A 16,393-nucleotide genomic window follows, 5' to 3' on the forward strand; every position below is an offset into this window, starting at 1 on the left:
GTAAGAGCAAAGTGTTGGACAAGCCGCGCCGCAAGGCCAAGAGCGCATCCGCCTATCTGCTGGACAGTCAGGTCGGCTTCGTGCTGCGCCAGGTGATTCAGCGTCACGCCACGATCTTCGTCAGCCGCATGGGCGAAGATCTGACGATGACGCAGTGGGCGGCGCTGTCGAAGCTGTTCGAGAAAGGTCCCTGCTCGCAGAACCTGCTCGGTCGCGCGACCGCCATGGACGCCGCGACGATCAAGGGCGTGGTCGAACGGCTGGTGAAGCGCGGGCTGGTCGAGACCCGCCCCGATCCGGAAGACGGCCGCCGGCTCGTCGTGTCGCTGACGCCGGACGGCAAGGCGCTGACCGAGCGCTCGATCCCGCTGGCACACGAGATCACAAAGGAGACACTGTCTCCACTGACGAAGGACGAACGCACGCAATTTCTGGCGCTGCTGGATCGGCTGAAGTAACAGTCGCCGGCAGCCGCTTCGTTCGATCAGGCGGCAGCGACTGGCGATAGATCTCCTTGATGCGTTCGAACGCAGCACGGACCGACCTGAGATCCGGCGCGACGATTCGGACCACGAGCCCCGCTTCTTCCGGCATCACGCTCGCGGCGCCATATACGCCGGATATCTCGTTGAGCGCTTCGGTCAGCCGGTGCTGCACGCCGCCAAGCTCGACCGCGGATGACGGCATCAGATAGGCCGACGCGAAGGCGCGAGCGCCGCGAAAGACATTGGCATCCGGACTCAGCAGACGCGAGCGGTCGATCAGCACGGGATCGCCGCCCGACCTGCGCAGACACACCACCGACTCCAGTTCGCGGAACGTCCGCTGCTCGGCTTCCGGCGCATGCATGGTGAACGCATCGACCACCAGCCCGTTGGCGTCCCAGTCGCAATCGATATCGAGCTGCTGCGACAGCGCCGCGTCGGGAAACAGAATGCGCGGCTCCGGCAGATATTCGAGACTGGCCCCGCGCGCGACCTGCAACGACACCAATTCGGTTGCGCGCGTCCCCGCGTCGGCGTGATGCACCGACGTGGCGCCCTGGTTGGTCAGGCACACGGCCGTGTCCGGGCCGAGCTCAAGCCGCTGCACCAGACTGTCTTCGCCATGCAGCGCGCCGCTGCCGGTCTGCACGATCAGGCTCAGCCGATCCGGTCGCTCGGGATCGAGATAGAATCCACGCGTCAGCACGAAGGGCCAGGCGAACAGCCGCCGGTCGATCACGGTGCGCCCCGCACGACGGACGAAGCTCAGATCGAGCAGCGCGCTGCCCTTGGTCGCCGGCTTGGTCACGACCTGAACAGCACCTCGCGCTCGAGCAGATCGACGATGCCGTCGATGCCCTCGCCGCGCCGGCAGTTGGTGAGATGCACCGGGCGATGATCGCGGACTTTCAGCGCCTCCTGATGCATCCGCTCCAGGTCGACACCGACATGCGGCGCGAGATCGACCTTGTTGATCACCAGGAGGTCGGCGCGGATCACGCCGGGGCCGCGCTTGCGCGGAATATCGTCGCCGCCGGCGACGTCGATCACGAACATCCAGAAGTCGGTGAGATCGCGCGAGAAAGTCGAAGCGAGATTGTCGCCGCCGCTTTCCAGCAGGATCAGCTCGACGCCCGGAAAGCGCCGCTCCAGCTCGTCGGCCGCTTCGATGTTGAGCGTCGGATCCTCGCGGATCACGGTGTGCGGACAGGCCCCCGCTTCGACCGCCGAGACGCGCGCCGGATCGATCAGCCCGGAGCGGCGGATCCGTTCGGCGTCTTCGGCGGTGACGAGATCGTTGGTGATCACCGCGATGTCGATGCCGCGCGCCAGCAGCGCGGGGATCAGCCGCTCCACCAGCGCCGTCTTGCCGGACCCGACCGGACCGCCGATGCCGACGCGTGCGGCGGATGCGACCGGCGCGGCCATTCCGCCGCCGAGCGAGAGCCGGCTCATCGCAGCATGAACCGGCGTGCGAGCGGCACTCTGGTGGCCGGCTCGCACATTAGTAATTTGCCGTCGGCCCGCACCTCGAAGGTCTGCGGATCGACATCGACGTGCGGCATCGCGGCGTTGCGGATCATGTCGGTCTTGCGCAGCTTGCGTACGTTCTTGATCTGGACGGATTTGCGATCCAGCCCGAGCTTGCGCCCGACCTCCGCGTCCATCGCCAGCTTGGACATGAAGTTGACGCCGAGCTGCTGAGGCGCCGCGCCGAGCGCGCCCCACATCCGTTTCTGGATCATTGGCTCCGACAGGCCGAGGCTGCCGTTGCCGTCGCCCATCGCGGCCCACACCACGAAGCCGTTCTTGATCACTATGTAGGGCTTGAGACCGAACGAGGCGCGCGGCCATAGCACGAGGTCGGCCATCTTGCCGACCTCGATCGAGCCGACTTCACGATCGATGCCGACCGCGATCGCCGGGTTGATCGTCAGCTTGGCGATGTAGCGCTTGATCCGCTCGTTATCGGCCCGCGCGGTCCTCTCTTCCGGCAGCCGGCCGATGCGATCCTTCATCACGCTGGCGAGCTGCCAGCATTTGGCGACGTTCTCGGCGAGCCGGCCCATGCCCTGCGTATCGGTCCCGAAGATCGAGATCGCGCCCATGTCGTGCAGGAAATCCTCCGCCGCCATCGACTGCGCGCGCACCCGCGCCTCGCCGAACATCACGTCCTCTGGGGCGTTGTAGTTGAGCTGATGACAGATCATCGTCATCGGCACGCCCTCCTCCATGCCACAGGAGGTGTAGGGGTTGGTTGGGTTGGTGGAGGACGGGATCACGTTGTCCCACGACACCACCTTCAGGAGATCCGGCGCGTGGCCGCCGCCGGCGCCTTCGACGTGATACATATGGATGGTCCGCCCATCCACCGCCGCCATGGTGTCTTCGCAGAAGCCGTATTCGTTGATCGAGTCGGTGTGCAGGTGGACAGCAAAATCGTTGCGGTCGGCCGCGACCAGGCTCTGGTCGATCACCGCCGGCGCGGCGCCGAAATCCTCATGGATCTTCACCGACATGCCGCCGGACGCCACCGCCTCCTCGACAGCTTCGGGATTCGAGCCGCCGCGCCCGAACAGCGCGTAGTTGAGCGGCGAGAACTCGATCGCGCGCAGGAAGTTGCCGAACGTCGCCGCCGCGCCGCTGCCGACGTCGAACACCGGACCGGAGCCATTGCCGACCAGCGTGGTGGTGCCGCCCGCCAGCGCGTGGTCGGATTGCTCCGGCGAGATCAGGTGCGCATGGGACTCGATCGCGCCTGCCGTGACGATGAACGGACCGCCGGCGATCGGCGCCGTGGTGTGGCCGACGATCATGTCGGGGTGCACGTCCGGCATCACGTCGGGATTGCCGGCCTTGCCGATGCCGACGATGCGGCCGTCGCGGATGCCGATATCGGCCTTGATGATCCCGGCGACCGCGTCGACGATGGTGGCGTTCTTGATCACGACGTCGAGGATCTTGTGCGATGAGGTGCGATCGCCGTTGACGCCTTCGCCGTCGCGCAGGTTCTTGCCGGCGCCGACCAGCAACTCGTGGCCGTAGGTCGTGTAGTCGTGCTCGATCTCGGCGAGCAGGCTGGTGTCGGCCAGCCGCACCAGATCGCCCTTGGTCGGGCCGTAGAGTTCGCCATAGGCGCGGCGGGTGAGGACGGCCATGATCAGGCTCCCAGATAGCCGCGAGCGCGGGCGCGTTCGAGCGCGGCGTCCTTGGCGGCCGGCGCATCCAGCGGTCCGTTGACCAGCCCCGCCTGCCCGCGCACGACGCGATCGCCCGCGATCGGCACGAGGCGGACGGACTTCACCACGCCGGGCTCGAAGCGAACACCAGCGCCGGCCGGCCGGTCGACCTTCATGCCCCACGCGGCTGCGCGATCGAACCGCAGCGCGCGATTGACCTCGAAGAAGTGCGTGTGGCTGCGGACCTGGACGTCGCGGTCGCCGGTGTTGACCACGTCGATGGTGATCGCGGGCAGATCGGCGAAACTCTCGATGTCGCCGTCGCCGGCGATGATCTCGCCGGGCACCAGACCGTCGGCGATCTCCGCCTCGCCCGGGCCGATCGGCTCGAACAGCGCCATCACCTTGGTGCCCTCGGCGAACAGACACTCGATGTAGATCAGCGGGATCATCTGCGCGACGCCGGGCTCGACATCGTCGGTGGTCAGCAAGCGTCCCGCCATGTCGCGGATCTCGGCATAAGGCAGATCACGGCGCGCCGCGGTCATCACCTCGTCGGTGAGATAGGCCACCGCCTCCGGATGGCTCAGCTTGATTCCGAGCGACATGTTCCGGCGCGCCATCTGCGCGGCATTGAAGATGACGAGGCGATCCATCTCGGTCGGCGACAGGTTCATCATGCGGAGATCACCTCTTCAGGTCGTGAACATGCGGATGTGTCGAAGCGGTCCGCGCGCGATCGCGATGTCGATGAACGGCGTGAAGCTCGCGGGCTGCAGATCGGCGGACGGCGTCTCCGCCAGCAACTCTGCCAGCAGGTCACGCGCCGCCGACTGACTGCGCTGCGCCTCGATATGGCCGATCAGTCCGAGCCGGACGGCTGCGCTGACCAGCCCGGTGATCAGCGTCCAGCCCGACACCAGCTCGGCGGCTTCGAGACGGAAGCCGGCATCGCGCGCCACGACAGCCTGCACGATCGGCAGGTGGCCCAACCGCGCGTCGGAGGCCACCACTTGCCGATACGACACCGACAGCGAGCCGCCCAGCTTGCCCCAGACGCCGAGCAATGCGCGGCCGGCACGGCGCGAGCCCTCGCGCATCTCCGCCGCTGCGGTTCCCGCTTCGGCGGCCCGATCGACCGCGGCGATGGCTGCACAGCTTTCGGCAGTGAACGCCCGACGAAGCAGAATGCGATCCATCGTCGCCCAGCGCCGCGCGAGCTGATCGGCGATGACCTCGTCGAGCTGGTCACGGCTGCCGAGCAAGCCATCGGCCATCAGACCTTCCAGCCCCCAGGAGAATGCGAAGCCACCGGCCGGATAGGCGCTGTCGCCCAGTTGCAGCAACGCCAGCGTCTGCGCGCGGTCAAACAGCATCGCTCTCGACCACCTCGCCCGAGTCCAGCAGCGGCCTGATCCGCGCGCGATAGGTCTCGGCCGGCCCGTCCAGCAACACGACTAATTCATCGCCCTCGAAGCGAACGCGCCAATGCAAATTGCCCGCGTTCCAGCCGAGCTTCAACGCCGCGGCTTGATCGACCGGCTTCAAGCGCAGTTGCGCCTGCTCACCGAAGCGAGCGATGATGGCGCGATCATGCGCGAGGAACAGCACCGCGCCGTCGACCAGCTCTTCGTCGCGGTCGAGACTCACCGCACAATCAGTGCCGCGATCGGTCGTCAGACGGAAACGTTTGCGACCGGCATCCGAGGACGGCACGAACAGCAGCTCGATGCCGCCGTGATGCTCGACATGGTGCAGTCGCGCCGCGCAATTCGCGTCGTCGGACCGTCCGATGATGCCATGGAGCCGCAGCATCTCGAAAATCTCCCGAGCGGAGGTTGGCGGTGGGGGGTCGGCATTCCTCTGAGCATGTGTTGCTGAAGAAAGCCGAGGCATGCCGTGTCGCTGCGCGCGAAACACCATCGCGACGGGCGACCGCTATTATTTAAGACGGCAATATTTGAAAACACAAGCGTCTAGCGCCAATCGATGATCGAGAAGTCGTAGCCTTCGACCTGCGCGAGATAGACCGGATGCCGCCCGCCGACCACCGACTGCGCCTGGTCGCCTCGCGCGGTGCGCTGTTGCAGGGTGCGTCCATAGTGGCGCGCGAGCTTGCGCGCGTCGAGGCTCGCAGCCTCTTCGATCAGGGCGGCGAGCGAGTAGATGCCTTCGTAGCAGGACTCTCCGAACGCGTTTGCGGGCGGCGGGCTGTCGCCGAACGCGGTGTGATAGCGCTCGAGGAACGCCCCGTTGTTGCGCGAGCGGATCGACGAGAAATAGCTCGAGGCCGCATAGAGATTTTCGGTCTCGCTGCACTCGAGCCCATAGGCCACGGTCTCGTCGACAGCCGAGGAAAACCGCAGCACGCGCGAGCTCAGTCCGGCGGCGCAGAACGCGCGGTTGAACGCGATGCAGTCGAACCCGAGGAAATACGGCAGCACCGCGTCCGAGCGCGTGGTCTTGATACGGTCCAGGATCTCGTCGAAATCGTGCTCGCCGATCGGCAGATAGCATTCGCCCGTCACCGTACCGCCGTAACGGGCGATCAACGCCCGCGCGATCTGAAGACAGCCGCGCGGCCACACATAGTCGCTGCCGCACAGGAAGAACCGCCGCGCGTGCTTGACCTCGGAGAGCCAGTGGATCGCAGGCCCGAGCAATTCGTCGGCGGTCTCACCGGTCGCCATCACCTTCTGCGACGGCGACAGGCCTTCGAACTGCGGCGTGTAGATGAACGGCACGCGATCGCGCGCCGCTTCGGCCACGCGGTCCCGCGCGAAGCTGGGCACCATACCGACGATGCCATCGACGCCGTCGATCTCGATCGCATCGCGGGCGGCGCGGCCGGCGCTCTCGCCGGTCTCCCCGGCGTTGACGATCCGCAGATCGATGTGACGCCGGAGCAGGCCCGAATCCCGATTGAGTTCGTCGACCGCCAGACGACCACAGGCTTCAGCCGATGGCGCCCACAACCCGGCCGCGCCGGTTTGCGGGATCAGCAAGCAAATTCGGACACTTCCCAAGCGCAGCATCTCCATCAGATCGAGATGCACACTCACGAATCATGCCAATTCGAGCGGCCGGCTTCCGCCAGCATTTTTGCGGTCAGATCGGGCGACGCCAAATGCTGCTGAGCGCCTGGGCATCAACACGGGCCGGAAGCAGCCTAATCAATGCGCATTGAGCTGGATTTATTCGCAGCCGCTGGACAACGTGCCGCGTTGTCGACGGCCGTCCCCCATCGCCTCGCAACCAAGACCGCCAGGCTCGAATCCCAGAGCGCATCGGCTGAGTTCGTCAAATCCGGACGAAAGCGCCCCACTCGCGCCAGCGAGCAGCCCGACGAAGCCATTAATGTTTGGGAAGAAATGGTAGCGGGAGAGGGACTTGAACCCCCGACCCCAGGATTATGATTCCCGTGCTCTAACCAGCTGAGCTACCCCGCCACGGCGGTTCGGAGGTGCCGCGATGGGCACCCGTGCGAACGCGCGGCATATAAGGAGGCGGGCGGCGCGCTGTCAAGCAATCGCAGCCCGCCTGTTACAGGCCGCAGTCCTACTTCGGCTGCAGGCTCTGGTCGCCGCCCGGAGATCCCGGCGGCGGGATCACGCGCATGGTGCCGGTGTCGGGAGCCGGGGTGTGCATCTCGGGGTCGACGCCCGCCGGCGGGCACAAAACGCCGTCCGATCGGGCGAGCTTGTCGCCGAGCGGCTCCTGGGTTTGGCCGGTGGTCGCCCCGGGTGAGGTCGTGCCTGGCGGATTGATCCGGGCGGCCCCCGGAGGACATTGCGTCGCGGGCGTCTGCGCCGGGTTCGCAGGCGTCTTGGGCGGCGCCTGCGCCAGCGCGGGCCCCGAAGCCATCATCAGACAGGCGAATGCGAGTGCGATTTTCCTGGTCATGCGCGACAACGACCCGGCCGCCGCGCAGTTCCAAATTCGGCTCAGAGCTTGCGGTAGCGGATCAGCGAGAAGTGGCCCATCGGCGGCATCGGTCGCCGCTCGGCCAGTTCCACGCCGCCATGGCGCTTCGCCCAGTTCACCAGCCGCGCCCACGGAAACTCAGGACGCCAGCCGAGCCGCCGCGCCAGCGGCGCGAAAGCCAGCTCGAACACTTTGCGGGGACCACTCTCCGCGCCGATATGGTTCACCAGGATCAGCTCGCCGCCCGGCTTCAGCACGCGGATGAAATCGTCGAGCGTCGCTTCCGGGTCCGGCACTGCGGTGATGACGTATTGCGCCACCACGGCGTCGAAGAAGCCATCGGGGAATGCGAGGTTCTTCGCATCCATCACCGCCAGCGTCTCGACATTGGTGAGGTTCAGCGTGCGGACGCGCTCATGCGCCCGGCGCAGCATCGGCTCGGAAATATCGACGCCGCACAGCTTGGTGGTCGGCGAGTAGTCCGACAGCGACAGCCCGGTGCCGACCCCGACGTCGAGCACACGCCCGCCGATCGCATCCGCAACCGCAATGGTCGACTGCCGCCCGCTGTCGAACACCTTGCCGAACACCATGTCGTAGATCGGCGCCCAGCGCGCATACGCCTTCGCGACGCCTGCGCGGTCGATATCATTCCCCATGATCTGCCCCGAAATTCCTTAGCCGCGCATCGCCGCGAGCGCGGGCTTATCCGCGGACTCGCGCGCCGTGTCGCCGATCGAGCGCGGCGCGGCGCTCTTGATGAAGCCGCCGCCGAGCACGCGCGCCTGCCCCTCGGCCGCGTCGTAGAACACGCAGGCCTGGCCGGGCGAAACGCCTTCCTCGCCGGCGACGAGTTCGACCTCGTAGCCGCCATTGGCGGCGCGCAACCAGGCCGGCTGCGGCGCGCGGGTCGAGCGCACACGGACGAATAGTTCGAGGCCGTCACCGACGACCTGCTCGAGCGCGCCATCGCCAATCCAGTTGACGTCGCGCAGCACGATCCGCTCCATCCGCAGCGCGTCGCGCGGGCCGACGACGACGCGACGCGTCGCGGCATCGAGCCGCAGCACGTACAGCGGCGCACGCGATGCGATGCCGAGGCCGCGGCGCTGACCGACGGTGAAATGCACGATGCCCGGATGACTGCCGAGCACGCGGCCGTTGAGATCGACGATGTCGCCCGGCTCCATCGCGTTCGGCTTCAGCCGCTCGACGATGTCGGTGTAGCGCCCGGTCGGCACGAAGCAGATGTCCTGGCTGTCCTGCTTGTCGGCAACCGACAAGCCGAACTGCCGCGCCAGTTCGCGGGTCTGCGGCTTGGTCATGTCGCCGAGCGGAAAGCGCAGAAAGTCGAGCTGCTCGCGGGTGGTCGCAAACAGGAAGTAGCTCTGGTCGCGATCGCGATCGGCGGCGCAGACCAGCGCGCGCGATCCATCCGGCAGACGGCGCGACGAGACGTAGTGACCGGTGGCAAGCGCCGATGCGCCGAGTTCACGCGCAGTCGCCAGCAGATCGCGGAACTTGACCGAGCGATTGCATTCGATGCACGGCACCGGGGTTTCGCCCGACGCGTAGCTGTCGGCGAAACTGTCGATCACCGATTCGCGGAACTTGCTTTCATAGTCGAGCACGTAGTGCGGAATGCCGATCCGCTCCGCCACCATGCGGGCGTCGTGAATATCCTGACCGGCGCAGCAGGCACCTTTGCGATGCATCGCCGCGCCGTGGTCGTAGAGCTGCAGCGTGATGCCGACGACATCGTAGCCCTGCGACTTCAGCAGCGCCGCCGTCGCCGAGGAATCGACCCCGCCCGACATCGCCACCACGACGCGGGTGTCCTGCGGGCGGCCTTCCAGATCCAGGCTGTTGAGCATGGTGTCAGTCATACGCTGCGGTCGCGGGGCGTGCCGACGCGACCATTCCTTCCGCCTGTTCCGGAAGCCGCAAACCAGTTTCCGCAAACTTCGATGGGTGCTTGTTCTTTAATATAGGCGGCCTTCCGGGGGCGCAATGCGCCGGCTGGGCGTTTCCCTGAAGGCTGGGGCAATTCTTGCCGGGCGGGCAGAAAGCTCGCCGGAGTCCGCCCCGCACTCCGCGCGTCCCCGGCTGCCGTGGCATTGATATTATTCATCTATTTCGCGTTCGCCCGGGTGGCCCGCTCCTTGCTGAGAGAGCGGTGGAACAGTTGTGAGAGCATGCCTGTGTTGAACGCACCTTCGGAAATTGCCTCGACCGCACCTACGGCCCAGCGGAACGCGCCCCGTCAGGACCGGGCTGCGCCGACCGACAGCTTCGCGTCGCTGGTCGACAGCAACACCGCCGATGCCGCCAGCTCCCAGCCGGCTTCGACACCCGACACCCGCACGCCCAGCCGCGCGGACGACCGGGCGGCCCGCCCCAATCGCAGCGACTCGACGGACCAAAGTCGTCCGCGGGACCGCAGCAATGACAACTCGGCCCCGCCGAACCGGACCGATGCGTCCCAGACCAATTCGTCTTCGACCACCAAGCCGGGCGACGACAGCAAGACCGCCAAGAGCGGCGACAGCAAACCAGCCGACGCCACCAAGTCCAGCGACAGCAAGGACGACACGGACACCAAGACCGCGGACCAGAGCCAGTCCGCCGATTCAAATGCCGCGACGCAGCCCGTGATCCAGGCCGCCATCGTCGCCACTGTCGTGCCCACGACTCCCACCGGCGCCGCGGGCGTCCCGACGGAAGGCACCACGGATGCAACTGCCGGGAGCGGGCCGCTGACGATCGCTGCAGCCGCCGCGCTGAAGGCGCAGGCGACGATCGCGGATTTGGCGCCGACGGGACAACCGGCCGAAACCGGCACGGCGGCCACTGCGACTGCGGCGACGGCGACCGGCGTCACCACCGATCCCAAGCTCGCGCTGTTGGCGGCGCAGCCCAATACCGGCAAAACCGTCGAAACCAAGGCCGAGACCAATCCGGCCGCGACCATCAAGACGCCGGCGACCACGGAAGCCACGCCCGCTGCCGGAGCGCCGCACGGACAAGCGCAGGCCGACGCGGCGAAACCGCAGGGCGATCAGGCGGGCACCACGGCTGCGACCGGCAACGCCGTCGATCAGCTCGACGTCCAGGCGAAACCCGCGGCTCATCAGCACCATGCCGATGCGGCCGCGCAGGCGGCGCCGGACCCGAGCGCGCTGCAGCCGCAGGTGCAGCCGGCCCAGCCGCTGCAGGCCTCCACCCTCACCCAGCAGACCGCCGCAGCGCCGCAGCTGACCGCCGCGCTCGCCACCAACGTGCCGGTCGCGGTGCAGGATCTCGCCGTCACCATCGCGGCGCGCGCCAATGGGGGCGCCAGCCGGTTCGAGATCCGGCTCGATCCCGCCGAGCTCGGCCGTATCGATGTCCGCATCGACGTCGACCGCCACGGTCAGGTGACGTCGCATCTCACCGTCGAGAAGCCCGAGACGCTGGCGATGCTCCGCCAGGATCAGACCCAATTGCAGCGCGCGCTCGACAATGCCGGTCTCAAGACCGGCGACAGCGGCCTGCAATTCAGCCTGCGCGACCAGTCGTCGTCCGGTCAGCAGGGACAGCAACAACAGGACGGCGGCCGCCACGCACAGCGGCTGGTGATCAAGGACGAGGATCTGCCCCCGGCGATGACCGCCGGCCGCAGTTACGGCCGCATGCTCGGTGCGAGCAGCGGCGTCGATATCAGGATCTGAGGAGGTCGCCACCATGTCGGTCGATGCAACCAATGCGACCACGCCGTATTCCGCCCCCAACGCGAACTATACGGCGCCGAGTTCGGGCTCGTCCGGAACGTCGAGCCCGGGGATTGCGGATAACTTCCAGACGTTCCTGACGCTGCTGACGACGCAGCTCAAGAACCAGAACCCGACCGATCCGCTCGATACCAATCAGTTCACCCAGCAGCTCGTGCAGTTCGCCGGCGTCGAACAGCAGCTCAAGGGCAACGAGACGCTGGCCTCGCTGCTCAAGCTGCAGACCACCGCGCAGGCTTCGCAGGCGATCAATTTCGTCGGCGCCAATGCGGTGGTGGACGGCAGCAAGTCGCATTTCGACGGCAAGACCGCGGGCTGGTCGATGTCGACCGACAAGCCGGTCAGCGCCCAGGTCGCGATCCAGAGTTCGACCGGGCAGACGGTGTACACCGGCAAGTTCACCCTCAACGCCGGCAACAATCAGGGCTTCACCTGGGACGGCCGCGGCAACGACGGCACCAAATGGCCCGAGGGCGACTACTCGCTGTCGATCGTGGCGACCGACGCCGCGGGCCAGACGGCGACGGTCTCGACCCAGATCCAGGGCACCATCACCGCGGTCGATCTGTCGAAGTCGCCGCCGCTATTGTCGATCGGCGCCCAGACCTTCACGCTCGACCAGATCAAGCGGGTCGTAAAGGCCGGCTCGTGATGCGCCTGCGCCGGCCTTTCGGCCGGCGCAGTTGATCGCCGGTTATTGCCCGGCGAGTTGATCGGCGAAGTAAGCGATCGTCTTGCGATACACCAGCGCGCGATTCCATTCGCGCATCGCCTCGAAATTCGCCGTGCCTTCCTCGTAGGAGGCGCCGGCCTTCCAGCCGTTGGTCTTCAGCAGATTGGCGGTCGAGGCCAGCACGTCCGGCACGCTGTGGCGCAGATCGACATGGCCGTTGCCGTCGAAGTCCACGCCGTATTTGATGTAGGACGACGGCAGGAACTGGGTCTGGCCGATCTCGCCCGCATAGGCGCCAACCATGTCGCGCAGGTCGAGGTCGCCGCGCTGGACGATCTGCAGCGCCGCCAGCAATTCGCCCTGAAACAGCTCGGTGCGGCGGCAGTCGTGTGCCATGGTGGCGAGCACGCGGAACACCGGCAGCTTGCCCATGTCGCCCTTGCCGAAATCCGACTCCAGCCCCCAGATCGCCACCAGGATCTGCGGCGGCACGCCGAAGCGCTGCTCGATCCGCGACAGCAGCGAGGCGTGACGCAGCAGCATCGCCTTGCCGGTCTTGATCCGGCCGGGGCCGACGCGGGTCGCCACATACTGCTCGAAGCTCTTGTTGAACGTGCCGCGCTGGCGGCGATCGAAGGCCAGCACCGCCGGATCCGGCGTCACGCCGCCGAGCGCCTGCGAGATCACGCCTTGCGAAATGCCCGCCTGGGCGGCTTCGGCCGACATGCTGGAAATGAAGGTGTTGAAATCACCGCCGCAGCGCGCGGCCTGCGCGGGAGCAGCGGCAAGAAGCGCGGCAATCGCGGCGCAGGTGGCGAGGGCGGAACGCAGGTTGACCATCTGACGCGGTTCTCCGAGCGGAAGGGGATTATTCAGGATGCGTATTGATGCGGATTGCTATGACAATAAGGCGAATCTAGCATTTCCGGACCGCCGTTGCGAGGCGCGCCCCGCAGTCCCATATCTGCGGAACGCTATCATGACGGCAGCCAACATGATCGGTGGATAAACGACGCCGAGTTTCGAGACTGCCTGTCGTGGACTGCCTGACGCCAGCCTGATTGGCATGCTGGCCGAGAATGAGGACCGCATCATGTCCCGCACGCTTCTGCGACAACCGCTGTTTCGGCTGCTGGCGATCAATCTCGCGGCGGGAATTTCCCTCGCAGTGCTGCTGATCGGCGGGCTGATGTGGGTCAATCCCGGCCATCTGCGCGAACTGATCCTGGCCGATGCCTCGCCCGGCACCGCATTCGGCCTGTTGCTGTTCGGCTTCGTCATCACCTTCGGCAGCGCCGCGATGGGCTCGGCCATCATGGCGATGGGCACCGACCTTCGCGGCGGCGACCGCGGCAAGCGGATGCCGGCCGGCTTGATCCCGCAGCCGATCCCGGTCCGCAGCGAAAGCGCCGCGCGCCTGATGCGGCACCGCCGGCTGCGAGGCTGAGCATCGCGCAACGGCCGGCGCAATCTGCGGCAGCCATCCGACTGCATTCAATTCCCCTTCACAGCAAAACCGCGCCGATCAGACCGGCGCGGTTTTGTCGTTTCAGACGTGTGGATGCGGAGCTGTTACTTCGCAGATCCACCCACTCCCATCCGGCGGTTACGCAGCCTTGCGCTGGTGACGGCCTTCGCGAATCTCCTCGATGATCTTGTTCGAGAAGGCCTCGAGGTCCCCCGGGTTGCGCGAGGTGATGACGCCGTTGTCGGTCACCACCGCCGAATCTTCCCACTTGGCGCCGGCGTTGACCACGTCCTGCTTGATCGAAGTGTAGGACGTCATCTTGCGGCCCTTGGCGATGCCGGTCTCGATCAGCAGCCACGGCGCGTGGCAGATGGCCGCGACGGTCTTGCCGGCTTCGAAGAACGACTTGATCAGCTTCAGCGCGTCCTGATTGACGCGCAGCAGATCCGGATTGATCTGACCGCCCGGCAACACGATCGCGTCGTAATCGTCGGCCTTCACGGAGCCGAGCGCCTTGTCGACCTTGACCGGCCGACCCCAATCCTTGCCGTCCCAGCCTTTGATCTCGCCCTGCTCCGGCGACACGATATCAACCTGCGCACCCGCCGCCTTCAGCCGATCGCGCGGCGTTTCGAGTTCCGACTGTTCAAAACCGTGAGTGGCGAGAATGAGCACGCGCTTGCCATCGATTTGGCCTGCCATTTGAATCTCCTTTGCTATCCGATCGCCCCGCCTGCGTGCCTAATCGATTGCGCAAGTGATCGTTCCGGCACCGGCCCTGAGGAACCGCCGCCGCCTATGTGATCGCTCACGCGTAGTTGAACCCCACCGATCCCCCGGTGCGGTGGCCTCGAATTCACAGCGCTGGATTCCACGTTTGCGCTGCGCGCATTCCGCGGTGATTGGTGGCAAGTAGTAGTGGATCTGAGTTTCGCTCCACTCCTCCAGGCTACGAAGTCGGCTGCGTCTCGCACGGCCAGAACATCGTCAGCCACACCGTCGGCTCGTTGTCCGACGTCGCCTCGACGCGGTGCCGGCAGTGGGCGGGGATGTCGACCCAGACACCTGGCGTGAGGGCGACGTCGCGGCCGTCGTCGAAGCGCAGGGTGGCCGAGCCGGAGACGAGCAGCACGAACTCGTCTTCGGCCTGGTCGTACCAGAAGTCGTCGGGGCTCGATTGGCCGAACGAGACGATGCGCTCGACGCGGACGCCGCCGCGGGCCACCAGAGTGTCGAGCGCTTCGTCAGGGCCGGCGGGCGGCAGCGGCAGAAGCAGATGACCGGTTTGCATCGACGACACTCCTGAAGCGAGAACGGCTGCGGCCGGGGCCGACCGACGCGCCTGAAACCACGGCGCTCCACCCCGCACTGCAGCGCATTTTAGCGCCTGTTTGGTGGGCAATCTGCTTGTGTTTCGCCGCAGGCCGTTTCATACCGCATCGGCCCGCGCCGGCCTGAACGCCTGCGCGCCCTGCCCGGCGGCTGCGCTCGACCAACGGACGATCCGGCCGCTGCCGCCTTTTGTCCGGCGTCAAAGAAGACGGCGGCCGTTCGGCGTCGGATCCCGGCGGGGCGCGACGGATCGCTTTCGGCCGGCGGTCCTCTCACTCAGCCTTCGTGACCGGAGCTTTCCGTGCGCCCTGCCGTCATCGCCGCGACCGGCCTCTACACCCCGCCCGACAGCATTTCCAACGCCGAGCTGGTCGAGGCCTTCAACACCTATGTGGCGAATTTCAACGCGGCCCATGCCGACGCGATCGCGGCCGGCGAGGTCGAGCCGCTTGCGCCGTCGTCGTCCGAATTCATCGAGAAGGCGTCGGGCATCAAGTCGCGCTACGTCGTCGCCAAGCCCGGCATCATCGATCCCGAGATCATGCGGCCGGTGATCCCGGAGCGGCCCAACGAGGAACTTTCGATCCTCGCCGAGATCGCCGTGAAGGCGGCCGAGCAGGCGATCGAACGCTGGGGCAAGCCGCGGGAGAAGATCGGCGCGGTGCTGTGCGCCTGCTCCAACATGCAGCGCGCGTATCCGGCGATGGCGATCGAAGTACAGGCCGCGCTCGGCCTCGGCGGCTTCGCCTTCGACATGAACGTCGCCTGCTCGTCGGCGACGTTCGGGCTGAAGACCGCGGCGGACTTCGTCGGCGGCGGCTCGGTCGATGCGGTGCTGATGGTCAATCCCGAGATCTGCTCGGGCCATCTCAACTTCCGCGACCGCGACAGTCACTTCATCTTTGGCGACGTCGCCACCGCGGCGATCGTCGAGCGCGCCGACGACGCGCAGGGCGGCTGGGACATTCTCGGCACCAAGCTGAAGACGCAGTTCTCCAACAACATCCGCAACAATGCCGGCTTCCTCAACCGCGCCGCGCCGGAAGGCCGCGACAACACCGACAAGCTGTTCGTGCAGCAGGGTCGCAAGGTGTTCAAGGAAGTGGTGCCGATGGTCTCTGAGATGATCATCGAGCACGCGCGCGAGCTCGGCGTCGATCCGCACGCGCTGAAGCGGATGTGGCTGCACCAAGCCAATATCAACATGAACGAGATCATCGGCCGCAAGGTGCTGGGCCGCGATCCGACCCCGCAGGAGAACGTGATCATCCTCGACGACTACGCCAACACGTCGTCGGCCGGCTCGATCATCGCCTTCCACAAGACCTCGGACGATCTCGTCAAGGATGACCTCGGCCTGATCTGCTCGTTCGGCGCCGGCTACTCGGCCGGCACGGTGTTCGTGCAGAAGCGCTGAGCGCCGCAGCGCGCGGGCACCGCTCGCGCGCTGGTCCATCTCCTTCAGCTCCGACGCACCGAACCACGGCGACAGCCCGCTCAGGACTGACGCTGAGCGTGCCTTCTGCGGTATTCTGAGCTGCGAGCGACTCCCTGTCAGTCGT

At 66.6% G+C, this 16,393-nt stretch carries 18 protein-coding genes and 1 tRNA gene; 5 read left to right on the plus strand and 14 right to left on the minus strand.

What is annotated here, in order from left to right:
• The first annotated feature begins 14 nt into the window (after nt 1-14).
• On the plus strand, nt 15-458 hold the full coding sequence (locus ACFFJ6_RS15125) for a MarR family winged helix-turn-helix transcriptional regulator (RefSeq protein ID WP_378389096.1): 444 nt from the start codon (nt 15-17) through the stop codon (nt 456-458).
• On the opposite strand, the gene ACFFJ6_RS15130 is transcribed toward ACFFJ6_RS15125, so the two are convergent.
• From ACFFJ6_RS15130 to mnmA, 11 genes are all read right to left on the minus strand, one after another.
• The gene (locus ACFFJ6_RS15130) at nt 382-1,293 is read right to left on the minus strand and encodes an urease accessory protein UreD (protein ID WP_378389098.1); all 912 of its coding nucleotides are present in this window, start codon (nt 1,291-1,293) and stop codon (nt 382-384) included. The genes ACFFJ6_RS15125 and ACFFJ6_RS15130 overlap by 77 nt on opposite strands.
• Nucleotides 1,290-1,940 (minus strand): urease accessory protein UreG, encoded by a 651-nt coding sequence (gene ureG, locus ACFFJ6_RS15135; RefSeq protein ID WP_378389100.1) that lies wholly within the window; start codon nt 1,938-1,940, stop codon nt 1,290-1,292. The genes ACFFJ6_RS15130 and ureG overlap by 4 nt, the downstream gene beginning before the upstream one ends.
• Nucleotides 1,937-3,643: an urease subunit alpha gene (gene ureC / locus ACFFJ6_RS15140; RefSeq protein WP_378389103.1), complete on the minus strand. Its 1,707-nt coding sequence runs from the start codon at nt 3,641-3,643 to the stop codon at nt 1,937-1,939. Before ureC ends, ureG begins: the two co-directional genes overlap by 4 nt.
• Before the next feature lie 2 nt (nt 3,644-3,645).
• The gene (gene ureB, locus ACFFJ6_RS15145) at nt 3,646-4,344 is read right to left on the minus strand and encodes an urease subunit beta (RefSeq protein ID WP_378389105.1); all 699 of its coding nucleotides are present in this window, start codon (nt 4,342-4,344) and stop codon (nt 3,646-3,648) included.
• Nucleotides 4,345-4,359: 15 nt separating this feature from the next.
• A complete protein-coding gene (locus tag ACFFJ6_RS15150) occupies nt 4,360-5,040 on the minus strand; it encodes an urease accessory protein UreF (RefSeq protein ID WP_378389107.1) in 681 nt (226 codons plus the stop codon).
• Nucleotides 5,030-5,479, minus strand: coding sequence for an urease accessory protein UreE (gene ureE, locus ACFFJ6_RS15155; protein WP_378389710.1), 450 nt, complete (start codon nt 5,477-5,479; stop codon nt 5,030-5,032). The genes ACFFJ6_RS15150 and ureE overlap by 11 nt, the downstream gene beginning before the upstream one ends.
• Nucleotides 5,480-5,640: 161 nt before the next feature.
• Entirely contained in the window at nt 5,641-6,690 is a 1,050-nt protein-coding gene (locus ACFFJ6_RS15160; RefSeq protein ID WP_378389712.1) for a substrate-binding domain-containing protein, read from the minus strand.
• 346 nt (nt 6,691-7,036) lie between these two features.
• Nucleotides 7,037-7,113 (minus strand) — tRNA-Met (locus ACFFJ6_RS15165).
• A gap of 109 nt (nt 7,114-7,222) precedes the next feature.
• Nucleotides 7,223-7,567, minus strand: coding sequence for a hypothetical protein (locus ACFFJ6_RS15170; protein WP_378389109.1), 345 nt, complete (start codon nt 7,565-7,567; stop codon nt 7,223-7,225).
• Nucleotides 7,568-7,608: 41 nt separating this feature from the next.
• Nucleotides 7,609-8,247 (minus strand): class I SAM-dependent methyltransferase, encoded by a 639-nt coding sequence (locus tag ACFFJ6_RS15175; protein WP_378389111.1) that lies wholly within the window; start codon nt 8,245-8,247, stop codon nt 7,609-7,611.
• 18 nt (nt 8,248-8,265) lie between these two features.
• On the minus strand, nt 8,266-9,462 hold the full coding sequence (mnmA, locus tag ACFFJ6_RS15180) for a tRNA 2-thiouridine(34) synthase MnmA (protein ID WP_378389714.1): 1,197 nt from the start codon (nt 9,460-9,462) through the stop codon (nt 8,266-8,268).
• 327 nt (nt 9,463-9,789) lie between these two features.
• Here mnmA and ACFFJ6_RS15185 point away from each other — a divergent pair, with 327 nt between their 5' ends.
• On the plus strand, nt 9,790-11,298 hold the full coding sequence (locus tag ACFFJ6_RS15185; RefSeq protein WP_446694990.1) for a flagellar hook-length control protein FliK: 1,509 nt from the start codon (nt 9,790-9,792) through the stop codon (nt 11,296-11,298).
• A 13-nt stretch (nt 11,299-11,311) separates the two neighbouring features.
• Entirely contained in the window at nt 11,312-12,010 is a 699-nt protein-coding gene (locus tag ACFFJ6_RS15190; protein ID WP_378389115.1) for a flagellar hook assembly protein FlgD, read from the plus strand.
• Nucleotides 12,011-12,052: 42 nt separating this feature from the next.
• Here ACFFJ6_RS15190 and ACFFJ6_RS15195 read toward each other — a convergent pair whose 3' ends face one another.
• Nucleotides 12,053-12,871 carry a lytic murein transglycosylase gene (locus ACFFJ6_RS15195; RefSeq protein ID WP_378389117.1) on the minus strand — a complete coding sequence of 273 codons (819 nt, stop codon included), beginning with the start codon at nt 12,869-12,871 and terminating at the stop codon, nt 12,053-12,055.
• A gap of 253 nt (nt 12,872-13,124) precedes the next feature.
• Here ACFFJ6_RS15195 and ACFFJ6_RS15200 point away from each other — a divergent pair, with 253 nt between their 5' ends.
• A complete protein-coding gene (locus ACFFJ6_RS15200) occupies nt 13,125-13,478 on the plus strand; it encodes a hypothetical protein (RefSeq protein WP_378389119.1) in 354 nt (117 codons plus the stop codon).
• A gap of 159 nt (nt 13,479-13,637) precedes the next feature.
• Here the strand turns inward: ACFFJ6_RS15200 and ACFFJ6_RS15205 are convergent, their stop codons facing one another.
• On the minus strand, nt 13,638-14,201 hold the full coding sequence (locus tag ACFFJ6_RS15205; RefSeq protein ID WP_378389121.1) for a type 1 glutamine amidotransferase domain-containing protein: 564 nt from the start codon (nt 14,199-14,201) through the stop codon (nt 13,638-13,640).
• A gap of 247 nt (nt 14,202-14,448) precedes the next feature.
• Nucleotides 14,449-14,790, minus strand: a complete 342-nt coding sequence (locus tag ACFFJ6_RS15210) for a cupin domain-containing protein (RefSeq protein ID WP_378389123.1) — start codon at nt 14,788-14,790, stop codon at nt 14,449-14,451.
• 342 nt (nt 14,791-15,132) lie between these two features.
• Here ACFFJ6_RS15210 and ACFFJ6_RS15215 point away from each other — a divergent pair, with 342 nt between their 5' ends.
• Nucleotides 15,133-16,248 carry a beta-ketoacyl-ACP synthase III gene (locus tag ACFFJ6_RS15215; RefSeq protein ID WP_378389125.1) on the plus strand — a complete coding sequence of 372 codons (1,116 nt, stop codon included), beginning with the start codon at nt 15,133-15,135 and terminating at the stop codon, nt 16,246-16,248.
• Nucleotides 16,249-16,393 lie beyond the last annotated feature (145 nt).

Source organism: Rhodopseudomonas telluris (genome assembly GCF_042432815.1).
Classification (GTDB): Bacteria; Pseudomonadota; Alphaproteobacteria; order Rhizobiales; family Xanthobacteraceae; genus Rhodopseudomonas; species Rhodopseudomonas telluris.